General features: G+C 71.5%; 10 protein-coding genes. 8 read left to right on the top strand and 2 right to left on the bottom strand.

The features are described from left to right. The first annotated feature begins 258 nt into the window (after positions 1-258). The 6 genes from trpS (at position 259) to LZ198_RS34185 (ending at position 9,942) form a co-directional block, all read left to right on the top strand. Complete coding sequence (trpS, locus tag LZ198_RS34210) at positions 259-1,308, top strand: tryptophan--tRNA ligase (protein WP_253976333.1); 1,050 nt, start codon at positions 259-261, stop codon at positions 1,306-1,308. A gap of 151 nt (positions 1,309-1,459) precedes the next feature. Continuing rightward, the gene (locus LZ198_RS34205; RefSeq protein ID WP_253976332.1) at positions 1,460-2,329 is read left to right on the top strand and encodes a segregation and condensation protein A; all 870 of its coding nucleotides are present in this window, start codon (positions 1,460-1,462) and stop codon (positions 2,327-2,329) included. Beyond that, on the top strand, positions 2,316-3,323 hold the full coding sequence (gene scpB / locus LZ198_RS34200) for an SMC-Scp complex subunit ScpB (protein ID WP_407667487.1): 1,008 nt from the start codon (positions 2,316-2,318) through the stop codon (positions 3,321-3,323). Before LZ198_RS34205 ends, scpB begins: the two co-directional genes overlap by 14 nt. Before the next feature lie 27 nt (positions 3,324-3,350). Then, a complete protein-coding gene (locus LZ198_RS34195) occupies positions 3,351-5,756 on the top strand; it encodes a pseudouridine synthase (protein WP_253976331.1) in 2,406 nt (801 codons plus the stop codon). Positions 5,757-5,839: 83 nt separating this feature from the next. Beyond that, a complete protein-coding gene (locus tag LZ198_RS34190; protein WP_253976330.1) occupies positions 5,840-7,951 on the top strand; it encodes a HEAT repeat domain-containing protein in 2,112 nt (703 codons plus the stop codon). Then, on the top strand, positions 7,951-9,942 hold the full coding sequence (locus tag LZ198_RS34185) for a cyclic nucleotide-binding domain-containing protein (RefSeq protein WP_253976329.1): 1,992 nt from the start codon (positions 7,951-7,953) through the stop codon (positions 9,940-9,942). Before LZ198_RS34190 ends, LZ198_RS34185 begins: the two co-directional genes overlap by 1 nt. Positions 9,943-9,975: 33 nt before the next feature. Here the strand turns inward: LZ198_RS34185 and LZ198_RS34180 are convergent, their stop codons facing one another. After that, positions 9,976-10,674: a GspE/PulE/PilB domain-containing protein gene (locus tag LZ198_RS34180; protein WP_253976328.1), complete on the bottom strand. Its 699-nt coding sequence runs from the start codon at positions 10,672-10,674 to the stop codon at positions 9,976-9,978. A 168-nt stretch (positions 10,675-10,842) separates the two neighbouring features. On the opposite strand from LZ198_RS34180, the gene LZ198_RS34175 reads away from it, so the two are divergent. After that, complete coding sequence (locus tag LZ198_RS34175) at positions 10,843-11,676, top strand: hypothetical protein (protein WP_253976327.1); 834 nt, start codon at positions 10,843-10,845, stop codon at positions 11,674-11,676. Positions 11,677-11,697: 21 nt separating this feature from the next. On the opposite strand, the gene LZ198_RS34170 is transcribed toward LZ198_RS34175, so the two are convergent. Continuing rightward, entirely contained in the window at positions 11,698-12,951 is a 1,254-nt protein-coding gene (locus LZ198_RS34170; RefSeq protein WP_253976326.1) for an ArsB/NhaD family transporter, read from the bottom strand. 90 nt (positions 12,952-13,041) lie between these two features. Between LZ198_RS34170 and LZ198_RS34165 the strand changes: the two genes are divergently transcribed. Beyond that, positions 13,042-15,459, top strand: coding sequence for a DEAD/DEAH box helicase (locus tag LZ198_RS34165; RefSeq protein WP_253976325.1), 2,418 nt, complete (start codon positions 13,042-13,044; stop codon positions 15,457-15,459). Positions 15,460-15,477: the final 18 nt, after the last annotated feature.

The raw sequence follows: 15,477 nt of genomic DNA, 5'->3' as shown, positions 1-15,477 counted from the left end.
GGGGAGATCAGGGTACCGCTCCACCCACCGAGGCTCAATCCGCAACCGCCTGAAACTCCTCGGGATTTTCGTGCGGGGCGCAATTTTCCAAGCAGAGTCGCGCCAGGCCACCGGGTGTCCGGCGGTGTCTCTCCGAGGCAATCGAAGGTTGCAGGGGTGCGTCGGGTGTGCGAACCACCGACGTCCGTCAGATACCCGATACACGCGGGGTATCAGGCCCAGGCGCTCCCGCCCCCGTCTCCCGACTCGGAAACCGACATGCGGATCCTCTCAGGCGTGCAGTCCTCCGGAAAGCTGCACATCGGCAACTACTACGGCGCGATCCGTCAGTTCGTGCAGCTTCAGGACGAGGCCGATCAGGCCTACTACTTCATCGCGAACTACCACTCGCTCAACGAGGTCCGCGACCCGAAGCGCGCGCTCGAGCTGACACGCGACGCCGCGCTCTCCTATCTGGCGCTCGGGTTGGATCCGAAGAAGGCGGTGCTCTTCCGTCAGAGCGACGTGAAGGAAGTGCTCGAGCTCAACTGGATCCTGGGCGTCGTCACGCCGGTGGCGCACCTGGAGCGCGCGCACAGCTACAAGGACAAGGTCGCGCAGGGGAAGAGCCCGGACTTCGGCCTCTTCGCCTATCCGGTGCTGATGGCCGCCGACATCCTGCTCTACAGCGCGGACGAAGTGCCCGTGGGCAAGGACCAGATCCAGCACATCGAGTTCGCCCGTGACTGGGCCGTGAAGTTCAACGTGCAGTACGTGCCGGGGTACGACCCCGCGGACCCCGAGGGCAAGGAGCGCGGGCACGCCCCCGGCATCCTCAAGCTGCCCTCGGCGCGCATCCAGAGCACGACCCAGACGGTGCCCGGCATCGACGGACGCAAGATGTCCAAGTCCTACGGGAACACGCTGGACCTGTTCGGGGACGAGAAGGAGCTGAAGAAGCGCGTCATGTCCATCAAGACGGACTCGACGCCCGTCGAGGCGCCCAAGCCGGTGCCCGGCGACAAGCCGTCGGATGCCTCCCTGGCCAGCGACGTGCCGCTCTATGACCTCTTGAAGGTCGTGCTCCCGGAGTCCGAGTTCCGCGACGTGGAGACGTCGTGGAGGGCAGGGGGCAAGGGCTACGGGGAGTACAAGAAGCTCCTGCTCGAAGCGCTCCACACCACGTTCGGTCCCGCGCGCAAGCGCTACGCCGAGCTGTCGGCCGACCCGGCGGAGCTGGACCGCATCCTCCAGGACGGCGCCAGCCGGGCCCGGGCCGAGGCGTCCCGCCTGATGGACCAGGTTCGCAAGGCCGTGGGCATCCCCTGAAACAGGGTGTCTGAACGGGTGTTCACGGTCGATTGTTTGACCCACCTGGGAGCCACTGTTAAGGAGGTGTGTCCCCCCGGCTCGCGCTCGAGGCCGGCAGAATCGATGACGCGCCGCCACCGACAGCCAGAAGGGCACCCAGGGTCCACCGGTGAGTGACAGTCCCCGCTCACCGGCGGACGACGCCCTCCCTGAAGGGGAGTTGCCCCGCACACCGGGCGACTCCTTCCGCGTCGCGCTGCCCAATTTCGAGGGTCCGCTGGACCTGCTGCTCCATCTCATCAAGGAGCATCGGGTCGACATCTTCGACATCCCCCTGGCGCTCATCACGGAGAAGTACCTCGAGCACCTGGAGCGGATGCGGGAGATCAACCTCGACATCGCCGGGGAGTTCCTGGTGATGGCGTCCACCCTGGCCCACCTCAAGAGCCGCATGCTCCTGCCCCGGCAGGACGCGGTGGCGGTGCCGGAGGGCGGCGAGGCGCTGGCGGCGGTGGAGGAGGCGGAGGACCCGCGCGCGGAGCTGGTGCGGCGCCTGCTCGAGTACCAGAAGTACAAGGACGCCGCCGAGCACCTGGGGATGCAGGACATCCTCGGGCGAGACGTCTTCGCGCGCAGCGTGCCGGTGGAGGCGGTCCCCATCCCCGAGGACGAGGTGGGGCTCCAGGAGTTCAGCGTCCTCAAGCTCATCGAGGCGTTGGACCGGGTCCTGGAGCGCCTGCAGCCCAAGCTGCAGCACGAGGTGGTGCGCGAGCGGGTGACGCTCTCCGAGGCCATCCTGCGCATCGTCGAGCGCCTGCGCCCCCAGGGACAGGTGCTCTTCGAGAGCTTGTTCTCCGAGACGGAGACCCGGACCCGGCAGGAGGTGGTCATCACCTTCCTGGCCATCCTCGAGATGGTGAAACGGCGCCTCATCCGCGTGGTACAGGACGAGCCGTTGGGTCCCATCCTGTTGCTGCCCAACGGGGACGCCCTGGAGCGGCTGGTCCCCACGGAGGTCGACGAGAGTGACTACCGGTAGGAACGGACGGAAGGGCAAGAACGCCGCGCCCCCGGTCGAGGAGGTGGAGGCGAGCGAGGTCGCGTCCGGGGGCCCGAGCCCCTTCTCCGAGGAGGAGATCGCCGCCGTCACCGGGCCCGGCCCGGCGGACGAGCTGGACGAGGTGGATGCCGTCGCCATCGAGGAGGACGCGGACGCGACCCCCGACCTCGAGACGTCCTTCGAGAAGCTCGTCGCCAAGAGCCGCAAGCTCTCCCCGGACCGCATCCGCACGGTCATCGAGAGCGTCCTCTTCGTCGCCGAGCGCCCCCTGAGCGTGGACGAGCTGTTCCAGGCCACCGGCATCGACCGGGAGCTCATCGCCGAGGCCCTCAACCAGCTTTCCGGCATCCACCGGGACGGCATCAGCGGCATCGTCCTGTACGAGGTCGCCGGAGGGTGGCAGTTCCGCACCGACCCCCACTCGGGCGAGTACGTCCGCCGCTACCTGCGGGTGAAGCCCCAGCGACTCACCCGGGCCGCCGTGGAGACCCTGGCCATCATCGCCTACCGCCAGCCCGTCACCCGGCCGGAGCTGGAGGACATTCGAGGAGTGGACTGTGGGGCCGTCCTCAAGGCATTGATCGACCGCAAGCTCGTCAAGATCCTGGGCAAGCGCGAGGAGGTGGGGCGACCCATCCTCTATGGGACTACGCGTGAATTCCTGGAGTTCTTCGCGCTGAAGGACCTGTCGGCCCTGCCGACACTGCGGGAGTTCCACGAGCTGACGCAGGAGCATCGGGACATCGTGGAGAAGGAAGCCCAGCCGGCGCCGCCGGCGGCGGGGACGGTGGAGACACTATCGGACCCGGGTTTCACGAAGCGGATGGAAAAGAACGCCGCGGCGAGTGAAGCCGCGCTAGAGGAGCTGGAAGAAGCCATCGAGGCGGCTGACCGGACGACGAAGGTCAGCTCCAGCGTCCTGGACACGCCCCCGCCACCCGAGACGGGTGCCGAGGGGCCCAAGCCCGAGTGACGGGCAGAGCATGAAGAAGGAAGAGTAATGGCGGCCGAACGACTACAGAAGTACCTGGCCCGCGCGGGAGTGGCTTCGCGCCGGCATGCAGAAGAGCTGATCACCGCGGGCCGCGTGGCGGTGAACAACACGACGGTGACGGAGCTGGGGAGCAGGGTGGAGCCCGGGACGGACCTGGTCTCGGTGGACGGAAAGCTCGTCACGCCGCCGGATGAGACGTCCTACTTCCTGCTCTACAAGCCGGTGGGCGTGGTGACGACGCTGTCGGATCCCCAGGGGCGGCCGACGGTGGCCAGCTACGTGGAGGAGACGGGCAAACGCCTGTTCCCGGTGGGCCGCCTGGACTACGACGCCGAGGGCGCGCTGCTCTTCACGGACGACGGGGCCCTGGCGCACAAGCTCACGCACCCGAGCTTCCAGGTGCCGCGCACGTACCTCGCGAAGGTGAAGGGCGTGCCGGACAAGGCCACGCTGGACAAGCTGCGCGGCGGCGTCCGGCTGGAGGACGGCATGGCGACGCCGGTCTCCGTGGACGTGTTCGAGGCGGCCGAGAAGAACACCTGGCTGAAGATCGTGGTGGCCGAGGGCCGCCCCCACCTCATCAAGCGCCTGTGCGCCGCGGTGGGGCACCCGGTGGTGCGCCTGTTCCGCCCGGCCTATGCGGGCGTGGGCGTCGAGGGGCTGCGTCCGGGCGAGCTGCGCCCGCTGAAGACCTCCGAGGTGGACCTGCTCAACGCCGTGTCCGACGGGAAGGCCACGCCGCCGTCGACGTCGCTGCGGCTGCCGCCCCGACGCCACGGGCGCGCGGCTCCGGGCTTCGATGAGTCGGACGAGGACGAGCTGTCGATGGACGACGACGCCCCGGCGCCGCGCAAGTCGGCCGAGCGGTCTGCTCGCAAGGCCCCGGCTCGCGCGGGTGCGGGCGAGAAGCGCTCGTCGTGGAAGCCGGCCGGGGAGGGTGGCTCCAGCCTGGCGCGCTTCGGGCGGTCCCGTGGTGCTTCGGCGGAGGGACGTCCCGCGCGCCGCGAGTGGAGCGGCGATGACGAGGCTCCGGCCCGTTCGCGCGGTCCCCGCGCGGAAGGGGCGGGGGGGGAGCGCCCGCAGCGTCGCGAGTGGAAGTCCGGCGGCGAGGGGGGTTCGCGCTTCGGTGGGGCTCGCGGCGAGGGCCGTCCCGCTCGCGCCGGTGCGGCTCGTTTCGATGGCGCGGGCGCCAAGGCGCGTTCCGACCGGGGTGAGCGGAGTGGTGGTTCCCGCTTCGGTGGCGAGGGTCGCGCCGAGCGCGGGGGTCCTCGGGCTGGTGGCGAGGGTCGCCCGCCGCGCGCGGGTTCGCGCTTCGGCGGCGAAGGTCGTCCCGAGCGCAGTGGCGGCTCGCGCTTCGGTGGTGAGGCTCGCGCCGAGCGGAGCGGTGGTTCTCGTTTCGGCGGTGAGGGGCGTGCCCCTCGGGCCGGCGGTTCGCGCTTCGGCGGCGAAGGTCGTCCCGAGCGCAGTGGCGGGTCCCGTTTCGGCGGCGCGGGTCGCGGTCCTCGGGCTGGCGGCGAGGACCGTGCCGAGCGGAGCGGTGGGTCTCGCTTCGGCGGCGCGGGTCGCGGTCCCCGGGCTGGTGGCGAGGACCGTGCCGAGCGGAGCGGCGGGTCTCGCTTCGGCGGCGAGGGTCGTCCTCCTCGCGCGGGTTCGCGCTTCGGGAGCGAGGGTCGTCCCGAGCGCAGTGGTCCTCGTGCTGGCGGCGAGGATCGTCCTCCGCGCGCGGGCTCGCGCTTCGGCGGTGAGGCTCGTGCCGAGCGCAGTGGCGGTTCCCGCTTCGGCGGCGAGGGTCGCGCCGAGCGCAGTGGTCCCCGGGCTGGCGGCGAGGGTCGTCCTCCGCGCGCGGGCTCGCGCTTCGGTGGCGAGGCTCGCGCCGAGCGCAGTGGCGGTTCCCGCTTCGGCGGCGAGGGTCGTGCCGAGCGCAGCGGTCCTCGGGCTGGTGGCGAGGGTCGTCCTCCGCGCGCGGGCTCGCGGTTCGGCGGCGAGGGTCGTGCCGAGCGCAGTGGCGGTTCCCGCTTCGGTGGCGAGGGCCGTGCCGAGCGCAGTGGCGGTTCCCGCTTCGGTGGCGCGGCGGGCCGTCCCGCTCGACGTGAGTGGAGCGGGGGGGGCGACGAGGGCGGTGCGTCCCGTCCGCCGCGGAAGGAGGGCGGCGCCCGCTCCAGTGGTGGCGCCGACCGTCCGGCTCGCAAGGAGTGGAAGCCCTACGACGACAACGGCTCGCCTCGCGAGCGGGTCGTGCGCGCCGGAGCCTCCGGTCGTCGCTCCGCGGAGGGTGCCGGTGAGAGCCGGAAGTCCGGGGAGTTCCAGGACTGGAAGAAGAAGAAGCTCGACGGGGGCTCGGCTCGCTGGAACAGCAAGGCTCCGAAGGGCCGCTTCGGCCAACCTTCCAAGGGGCCTCGCAAGCCGCGCTGACGCATCGCACTGTGGATTGGGCGGCAGGGGGCTCGTTGATATAACCCCCTGCGACTCTTCCCTGTTTCCCTCGGCGGAGACCGATGCGAACCGGCACGCGCCCTTTCCTACTCATGTTGGCCCTGGTTGTCGGATGCAACGGCAGCCGTGATCAACTCCTTGCCGACCTCCAGAGTCCTCGACCGGAGGTCCGCGCCCTCGCGGTGAAGAAGCTGGCCGAGCAGGGGAATGCGGACGACCTCGTCCTCTTCACCCGCGCGGCCAAGGACCTCTCCGCGATCGTTCGCGCGGAGGCCGCGGCGGCCCTCGGTGCGAGCCAGGATCCTCGCATCGTCGACCTGTTGGGCGAGCTGCTGGAGGACTCGGACGAAGAGGTCCAGGGCCGCGCCGCCATGGCGCTGTCCAAGGTGAAGAACGACAAGGCGAAGGCGTACCTCACGCTCCAGTACGGGCGTCGCGGGCGCACCACGCGCCAGGTCATCGTCCAGGCGCTCAAGAGCGCCAACGTCCCGGGGGCCATGGCGGAGGTCGTCGCCGCCGAGGCCAAGGGGCAGTGGGACCGCAACCTGCTGACGCTCACCGAGGGCGCGCTGCCCGAGCGGGTGGGCGCGGCGGAGGAGCTCGGCAAGAGCGGGCGCGCCGAGGCGGTGAACCGGCTCCTCCCGCTCGTGCGGGACAGTCAGGTCATCCTCGCCGCCGCCGCCGTGCGCGGCCTGGGAGACGCCGGGGACAAGCGCGCGGTCGGCGCCATCGCGTTGCTGCTGGACGAGAGCTTCCCGGAGCTGCGCGAGTCCGCGCTCACCGCCTTGATGAAGCTGCAGGATCCCGCCGCCGCTCCGCGGCTCCAGGCCGTCGCGGTGGAGAAGAGCGCGGTGAGTCCGCTGGCCATCGACGCCATCCTGTCCTTCCCCCGCACGCCGGAGACGGACTCGGCGCTGTGCGCGGTCGCCCTCGACGGCGCCCCCGTGGATGCGCTCGCCGCGGCGGAGGCGATGCGCTCGCGCGGTGGCTGTTCGGCCGAGGCCATCGGCGAGCGACTCGCCAAGCCCGCCACGGCGGCGACGGGACTTCAGGCCGTCATCGGTCTGGGGCCGGCGGCCCAGCCGCTGCTCGCCAAGGTGACGCCCTGGCTCGGTCAGAACGACGTCGCGCTGCGGATGCTCGCGGTGGAGGCGGTGGCCGCCATCGGCGATGCCTCCGTCGTCCCGCAGCTCCAGAAGCTCTACGAGCAGGAGTCGAAGGGGCTGGAGTCCCTGCGCACCGACTGGGTCACCCAGAAGCTGCCGGAGAGCTATGCGTCCGGTTATGACCCCGCGACCGCGTCCCTGGGCCGGTCGAACGTGGACGAGCGCTCCTCGCGCCACACCTCGCTCTTCGAGCGCGTGAAGGCCCTCAACGCCGCGCGCGCACGGGAGTCCGGGCGTCCGGTGGTCAAGCCCCGCGTGCCCACGGAGCTGTTCGACGATGTCGACGCGGAGCGGCTGGCGCCGTTGGCGACCGTCCTGCGCGCGCTCGGCACCCTGAAGGCCCCTGGCGCGCTGGAGCTCCTGCAGGGCTACTCGCAGGACTCGAGCGTCGTGCTGCGCACGGCGGCGCTGGTCGGCCTGGCGCATGTCGGGCCCGGGGGCGTCGCCATCGCGAAGGCGAGCCTGGTCGAGCCCGAGCGCGACATGCAGAAGACGGTGGCCCTGGCGCTGGCGGTGTCGGGCGAAGCGGGGCAGGCCGCGTTGATGGAGATGCTCCCGAAGATGGGGAGCGAGAAGATCATCGTCCTCGATGCCTTGTCGAAGGGCTCCGGCGTGCCGGCGGGCGCCTCCGAGGCGCTCCAGGTCGTGGTGCGCGAGGGTGGGGCGGAGGCGGCGCTCGCGGCCGGGCTGCTGGGGCGGCTGCGCGCGAAGGACGCCATCCCCACGCTGGTCAAGGCGCTGGACGAGACGAACAGCGTCGCGCGGCGGGACGTGCTGCTGGCGCTGGGTGAGTTGGGCGACGCGCAGTCCGCGGACGCGGTGGCGAGGGACTTGTTCCACGACCTGCCGGAGGTGCGCGCCGCGGCGGCGACGGCGCTGCGGAAGATGGGCGTCGGCAACCATGCGGAGTCGCTGGACGCGCTCAAGAGCGACTACTTCCGCAGCGTCCGCGAGGCGGCGGGCGCGGCGCTGGCGAAGGAGGGAACGGCCTCCGAGGGGGCCCGGTAATGGAAGCACGTCAGCTCAAGGACAAGGCCGCGGAGGCCTTCACCAAGGGGCGCTTCTCGCGGGCCGCCGAGCTCTACGAGGACTTCTGCCGCCTGGAGCCCAGGGACCACCAGTCGCGACTGCGGACGGGGGATGCCTGGGCGAAGGCGGGCGAGCGAGAGCGGGCCATCTCCGCCTACCACTCCGCCGCCGAGGGCTTCGCGAAGGAGGGCTTCCTCCCGCGCGCCATCGCCGCGAGCAAGCTCATCCTCGAGCTCGATCCGTCGCACAGCGGCGTCCAGCAGATGCTCGCGGACCTCTACGCGCGGCGGGGCACCCCCGCGGGCGCGAGGTCCAGTACCGCCTCCCGTGGCGCGCTCTCCTCGGCGCCGCCGCCCGAGCCGCCGCCTGCGACGAAGGCCTCATCGCAGCCCGTCGTCGCGCCCGGCGCCTTGGAGACGACACCCGGCTCCGAGCCCGCGGGCGAAGAGGAGGTCGTCCACTCCGTCAGCGTGGCGCTCCAGCCGGGCTCCGGCACGGCTGACGCCCCACCGTCCCCGGTGGAGATCGACCTGACGCTGGAGGCGGATGCGCCCGTTCTGAGCGCCGCGCCCGTGGCCTCCGCGCCCGCTCCGGTGGTGGGGTCGCGCCGGGAGGGGAGCACGCTCCCTCCAGGGCTCGCTCCGCGTGCCGCGTCCCGGGAACAGCCCGTGTCGGCCTCCGGGGGAACGGCCGCGGGGGCGAGGGACACGGCCGCCGCGTCGCGTTCACCCGGCGGCGGACGTTGGCAGGCGCTCTCCTCGAACATCGCCGACTCGGCGGTGGTGGAGACGCCTCGGGTGCCCACGGTCATCGACCCGCCTTCCGCGCCGCCCGCGTTCGCGCCGCCGGGCCTTCGTCCACGTCGTTCGGACGGTCAGCCCCCCGCCGGTGCCACGGCCATGCCGTTCCGCGAGGTGTCACGAGAGCTGGGGGCCTCGCTCCGCGCCGTGTCCGGGCCCTCGTCCTTCACCGAGCTGGAGTTGGAGGCCGACTCGCTGCTCCACGCGGTGGAGCTGGCGGCCCAGGCCGGTCTGCACCAGCGCCAGGTGGACCTGGGCGTGGCCGAGGAAGAGGAGGTCTTCAGCCTCACCGAAGAGGTCTCCTCGGAGTCCCCCTCGCTCGACGCGCTGCCCGCCATTCCCCTGTTCTCGGACCTGCCGCGCGAGGCCTTCATCGAGCTGTTCGAGCGCTGCCCGCTGCGCCGCTTCGGCGTGGGCGATCGCATCATCGAGCAGGGCAGCCACGGCGACGCCTTCTACGTCATCTGCGAGGGCAGCGTCCGCGTCTTCCGGATGGAGGACGGGAAGCGCCAGGAGCTGGCGACGCTCGAGGGTGGGGCGTTCTTCGGGGAGATGGCGCTGCTGTCCGGCGCCCCTCGCACCGCCTCCGTGGAGGCCGCGTCCGACGACGCGCAGTTGTTGGAGATCTCCGCGCCGGTGCTCGCGGGCCTCTCGCGCAACCACCCGCAGGTGGCGAAGGCCCTCAAGAAGTTCGTGCGTCAGCGCATGCTGACCAACGTCATGAACACGTCGGCGCTGTTCCGGCTGTTCAACCGGAAGGACCGCCGCACGCTGGTCGAGCGCTTCCGCGCGCGCGACGTCGAGCGCGACGCGGTCATCATCCGCGACGGTGATCGCACGGACGGCCTGTACGTGCTCCTGTCGGGGGAGGTGGAGGTCCGCAAGGACGGCCACCTGCTGACGCGGCTGAAGGAGGGCGACCTGTTCGGGGAGATCTCCCTGCTCCAGAAGGTGCCCGCCACCGCGACGGTGACATCCACCCGGCACACCACGCTGCTGCGCCTGCCCCGGGAGGACTTCGACGCGCTCATCTCCAGCCATCCGCAGATCCTCGTGCTCGTGTCCGAGCTGAGCGACGAGCGGCTGCGTCGCACGGAGCAGGTGCTCGGCGCGCTCGCGGCCTCCGCGATGGAGTCGTCCGAGGGAGACGAGGACCTCATCCTCGTGTGAGGCGTGCCCCGGGCGTCGCCCCCGGGGCGGAGGTCAGCGCACCTTCGCGAGGTAGTCGTCGCGGGTGACCAGCCCGCGCGTCTCCAGCAGCTCCAGCATCGCGCGCAGGGAGCGCGCCTGCTGCGCCACCATGCGCTCCAGGTCCGCCACCTGCTGCGTGAGCACCGCCACGCGCTGGGTCAGCTCGTTCTCCCGCTGGGGGCCGGAGGCCGGCGCGCCGCCCCCGCGGTTGGCCGGGATCATCTCCAGCGGCTCGGCGGGCGGGGCCAGCTCGAAGGTCGACTCCTCGATGCCGAAGACGAGGGGCGAGGCCGTCGCGGAGGTGATCTCCCCGTGGTAGTGCCGGCGGATGGAGCGCTCGATGGACGAGGCGCTGGCCACGACGACCTGGATTCGCTGGCCGGTGTGGAACGCCAGCTCCTGGAGGGACTCGACGTTCGTCGGGTCCGACGTGGCGACGGTGAGCAGCTTGCTTGCGGGCTCGGCGGCCGTGGGGAACACGGTGTAGCGCTCGGCGATGTCCACGCGCAGCGCCTGCATCGCGATGGCCGAGGGGGCCAGGTTCTCCAGGTCGACCGTGGGGATGGCCAACTGCCGCGACAGCGCGTGGACCATGGAGCTCTCGTCCACGAAGCCCATCTGCACCAGCGTGAGGCCCAGGCGGCCCCCCCACTTGCGCTGCTCGGCGAGCGCGGACCGGAGCTGGGTCTCCGACAGGAGGCCCGCGTCCATGAGGATCTCCCCGAGCCGGCGCTTGCGGCCCGAGGCGGGAGGAACGGGAGAAGACGGTGGATTCACGCCCGCGAGCATACCAGCCAGCGCCCCGGCTGGACTGCAGGCGACCGACCAGGACGGGTGGGGAAGGGGCGGCAGGGGGCGTAATGGGGTAGATCTCCCTCCATGACGCGAAGCCTCCTTCCCCTTCTCGCGCTGGCGCTCTCCACGGTGGGCTGCGCTTCCCAGCGGCTGGCCGGCGCGGACCTGGACCGCGTGCGCCGCCCCGCCTTCATCTCCCGCATCGAGGATGGCGCAGGCCCCAAGAGCTTCGTCTTCCGCGAAGACTCCGCATACGGCGGGAAGCTCAAGAAGCTCGAACCCGTGGAGGCGGACCGTCGCCTCACCGTGAAGCTCCAGCAGGCGGTGACGCGGTTCGAGGTGTCCGAGCGGCTGCGCGTGAACACGCTGTCACAGCTACCGCACGAGGCGCCCTGGACGTTCACGGTGGACCCCGCACGCGTGGCGTCCGTGCTGGAGAGCTTCCTCGTGGAGGAGGTGCCCGCGAACGCGCCGGACTACGACATGGTGACGCCCCTGGGGGCGGACACCATCGTCGAGTTCGTGGTGCAGGAGTTCGGCATGCGCAGCAAGAAGGGCCACGCGGGCGCCTTCCTGCGCGGCTACGGGCGGATGTTCACCCTGGACGGCCGCTCCGAGGTGTGGCGCCGTCCATTCGAGGTGGACCAGGTGGTGGAGGGGGCCTCGCACCTGGACCCCTTCAAGGTCGGCAAGAACCCGGACCTCTTCCGCCAGGCGATGACGGCCATGTTGGACCAGGTGGCCGTGGACTTCGTGAAGGACCTCACGCCGAAGGACCGCAAGGGGGGCCCGCCGCTGCCGGAGACGCCCGTGTCGTCGGCGCCCCCGGACACCGTCGCGCCCACCTGGCAGGCGCCGGCGAAGCCGCCCGAGCCGGACCTCGCGCCGGGCGAACTTCCCGACCCGGATCCGGAGTGAGCCCGTCGCCGTCCTCCAACCTCAGAACAGCGCGTGCTCCGCGAGGAGCACCGCCAGGCCCGCCACGAAGCTGATGAGCGTGACGGGCAGTCCCACGCGCAGGTAGTTCATGAAGGTCATGTTGACCTTGCCGCGCGCGGCCTCGAAGACGATGAGGTTGGCCACGCTGCCCACCAGCGTCAGGTTGCCGGCCAGCGTGGACCCCAGCGCGAGCACGTGCCAGCCCAGCTCCACGTTCTGGAGCGTGGGCACCCAGCTGCGCGCGAGCATGACGAACGGCACGTTGCTGAAGAGGTTGGACGCCACCAGCGTCAGCCCCGCGAAGCCGAGCGTCTCCTTCCAGGCCGGCCCCTGCATCATCGGCGCGAACAGGAGGCGGATCTCCTCCGCCCAGCCGTGCTTGTTCACGCCGTAGACGACCACGAAGAGGCTGGAGAAGAACAGCAGCAGCACCCAGTCCACGCGGTCCAGGGCCTCGCGCGGCTCGCGGCGCGACAGGGCCATGACGCAGGCGGCGCCCGCGAGCGCGCTCCAGCTCATGGGCAGGCCCAGGAAGAAGGCCCCCACCACGCCCGCGAGCACCACCATCGTCAGCGCGAGCAGCCCCCGGTCCACGGGCGGCGGCGGCGGGCGGGGCTCGAACCGGAAGACGGGGAGGTCGTAGCGGAAGAGGAAGAGCAGGGCGCCCGCGACGATGGCGGTGGAGAGGATGGCGGGCAGCGCCATGTACGCGGCGAAGGTCGAGTAGGGCAGCCCGGACGCCCCCTGGATGAGCATGTTCTGCGGGTTGCCGGTGAACGTGGCCACGGAGCCGCTGTTGCTGCCCATGCACACCGCCAGCAGGTACGGCACCGGCGGCAGCTTCGCCTCCTCCACCGTGGCGAGCACCAGCGGCGTGAGCATCAGGCACACGGTGTCGTTGACGAGGAACGCGGACAGCGCCCCGGAGATGAACGTCACGGCCACCAGCAGCACCTGGGGCGTCCGCGCGCGGCGCACGGCCCAGGCCCCCGCGGTGCGGAAGAAGGCCGCCTGCGACAGGTAGGCCGCCAGCAGCATCATCCCCAGCAGCAGGACGATGGTGTCCGCGTCGATGGCGTGGCGGGCCGGATCCTCGCTGTGGTTGAAGACCTCCGCGGGCGTGACGACCCCGCAGACGACCATCAGCACGGCGCCGAGCAGCGCGCCGCCGGGCCTGTCCAGCTTGAGGAAGGGGAGCCGGGCGCCGGCGATGAAGATGTAGGTGAAGACGAAGATGGCGAGGGCGAGGACCACGGGCGCGGCACCCTAGCCGAGTCGCGTCCCGGGTGCGTCGCCACCGTTCGCGTTGTCCGGTCCGGTATACGTCTGTACAGTGCCCGCCCCATGAAGTCCGAGAAGGATGAGGCCCCCTTCGGGGGCCCGCGCCGCAACCCCTGGAACACCCCCCAAGGCCTGGAGGCCGTCCTCCAGGGGTGGCGCAAGGACCGGCAGTTGTGGCCGTGCTTCGCGCTCGACGAGGCGGCGCCCGCGCGCGTGGGCGCCTTCGCCCCCATCCCCGACGAGGTCGCCCCGCAGGTGAGGGCGGCGCTCGCCCAGCGGGGCATCGACCAGCTCTTCTCCCACCAGGCCCAGGCCTTCCAGCTCGCCCGGGCGGGGCGGAGCCTGGTCATCGCCACCCCCACGGCCTCGGGTAAGAGCCTCTGCTACAACCTCCCGCTCCTGGACCGCTTCGCCCGGGAGCCCCAGGCGCGAGCCCTCTACCTCTTCCCCACCAAGGCCCTGTCGAGAGATCAGGAGGAGTCGCTGCGCGTGCTGATGCGCGAGGCGGGCCTGTCCCACGGCGCCATCACCTTCGACGGGGACACCCCGGCGGACGCGCGCCGCGCGGCCCGGGAGCGCGGGGGCGTGCTGCTCACCAACCCGGACATGCTGCACACCGGCATCCTCCCGCACCACGCGAACTGGGCGCGCCTGTTCTCCAACCTCCGGTATGTCGTCATCGACGAGCTGCACACGTACCGGGGTGTCTTCGGCTCGCACCTGGCCAACGTGCTGCGCCGCCTCCAGCGCGTCGCGCGCTTCCATGGCTCGGACCCGGTGTTCATCGCGGCGTCGGCCACCATCGGCAATCCCCAGGCGCACGCCCGGCGGATGCTCGGGCGGGACGTGGAGCTCGTGTCGGAGAGCGGCGCGCCCTCCGGTGAGCGCCGGGTCATGGTGTTCAACCCGCCCGTGGTCAACGCGGAGCTGGGCATCCGCGCCAGCTACCTGAAGACCGCCGTGCGGCTGACGGCGGACCTGGTGCGCGCGGGCGTGTCCACGCTGTTGTTCGGCCAGTCGCGCAACAACATCGAGGTGATGCTCAAGTACCTGCGCGACCGCTTCGTCGAGGAGAAGCTGGACCCGTCGCTCATCCAGGGCTACCGCGGCGGCTACCTGCCCGGCACGCGCCGCGCCACGGAGGCGGCCCTGCGCGCGGGCGAGGTCCGCTGCGTGGTGGCCACCAACGCGCTGGAGCTGGGCATCGACATCGGCTCGCTGGACGCGGTGGTGTGCGCGGGCTACCCCGGCTCCGTCGCCGCGCTGTGGCAGCGCTTCGGCCGCGCCGGTCGACGTGGCGCGGGCAGCCTGGCGATGCTGGTGACGTCGAGCGCGCCCCTGGACCAGTACCTCGCGGGGGACCCGCGCTTCCTCATCGGCGCGCCCGTGGAGCACGCGCGCATCGACCCGGACAACGTCGAGATCCTCGTCCAGCACCTCAAGTGCGCCTCGTTCGAGCTGCCGTTCGAGGAGGGGGAGCCCTTCGGTGACGTGCCGCCGGAGTCCACGACGGAGGCGCTCGGGTTCCTCGCGCAGCACGAGGTCGTCCATCCCACGGCGGGCGAGGGCGGGCGGCGGGTGTTCCACTGGTCCTCGGACGCGTACCCCGCCAACCACGTCTCCCTGCGCAGCGTGGGCTGGGACAACGTGGTCATCATCGAGCGGGGCACGGACCGCACGCTGGCGGAGATGGACTTCCGCTCCGCGCACACGATGCTGCACGAGCAGGCCATCTACCAACACGAGGCCGAGCAGTACCAGGTCGAGCAGTTCGACTACGAGAACCACAAGGCCTTCGTCCGCAAGGTGGCGCCGGACTACTTCACGGACGCGATGACGTACGTGCGCGTCAACGTCATCCAGGAGGACCAGTCCGCGCCCATGGGGCCCTCGCTCCAGGCGGGCATGGGCGAGGTCTCCGTCATCGAGAAGGTCGTGGGCTACAAGAAGATCAAGTACCACACGCACGAGAACGTCGGGTACGGCGACGTGGCCCTGCCGGAGATGCAGATGCACACCACGGCGCTGTGGCTGACGGTGCCGGAGGCCGTGGTGCGCTCCCTGAACGCGCCGCGCCCGGCCGTCATCGACTCGCTGCGTGGGCTGGCCTCGGCGCTGCGCACCGTGGCGTGCGTGGGGTTGATGATCGACCCGCGGGACGTGGGCAAGACGCTCGGCAGCCGCGACGACGCCGAGGGGCCTCCGCGCAAGGACGGGAGCGTGGGCTTCGACCCGACGATCTTCCTCTACGACAACGTCCCCGGCGGGGTGGGGCTGGCGGCCCGCCTCCACGACCAGCGCGACGAGCTCCTGGTCCGCGCGCGGCGCCTGCTCGAGTCCTGCGCGTGCGAGGAGGGTTGTCCGGCGTGCATCGGGCCCGCCGCTGGCGTCATGCCCGGGGCGGCGCCCGTGGACCCGCATCCACGCAAGCGGCTGGCGTTGGAGGTCCTCTCCGCGCTAGGCATCGCCGGCGTGCAGTAGAGCGGGAGGCGCGACGCG

The organism is Myxococcus dinghuensis, assembly GCF_024198235.1.
Lineage (GTDB): Bacteria > Myxococcota > Myxococcia > Myxococcales > Myxococcaceae > Myxococcus > Myxococcus dinghuensis.
This window is presented reverse-complemented; position numbering and strand designations above follow the sequence as displayed.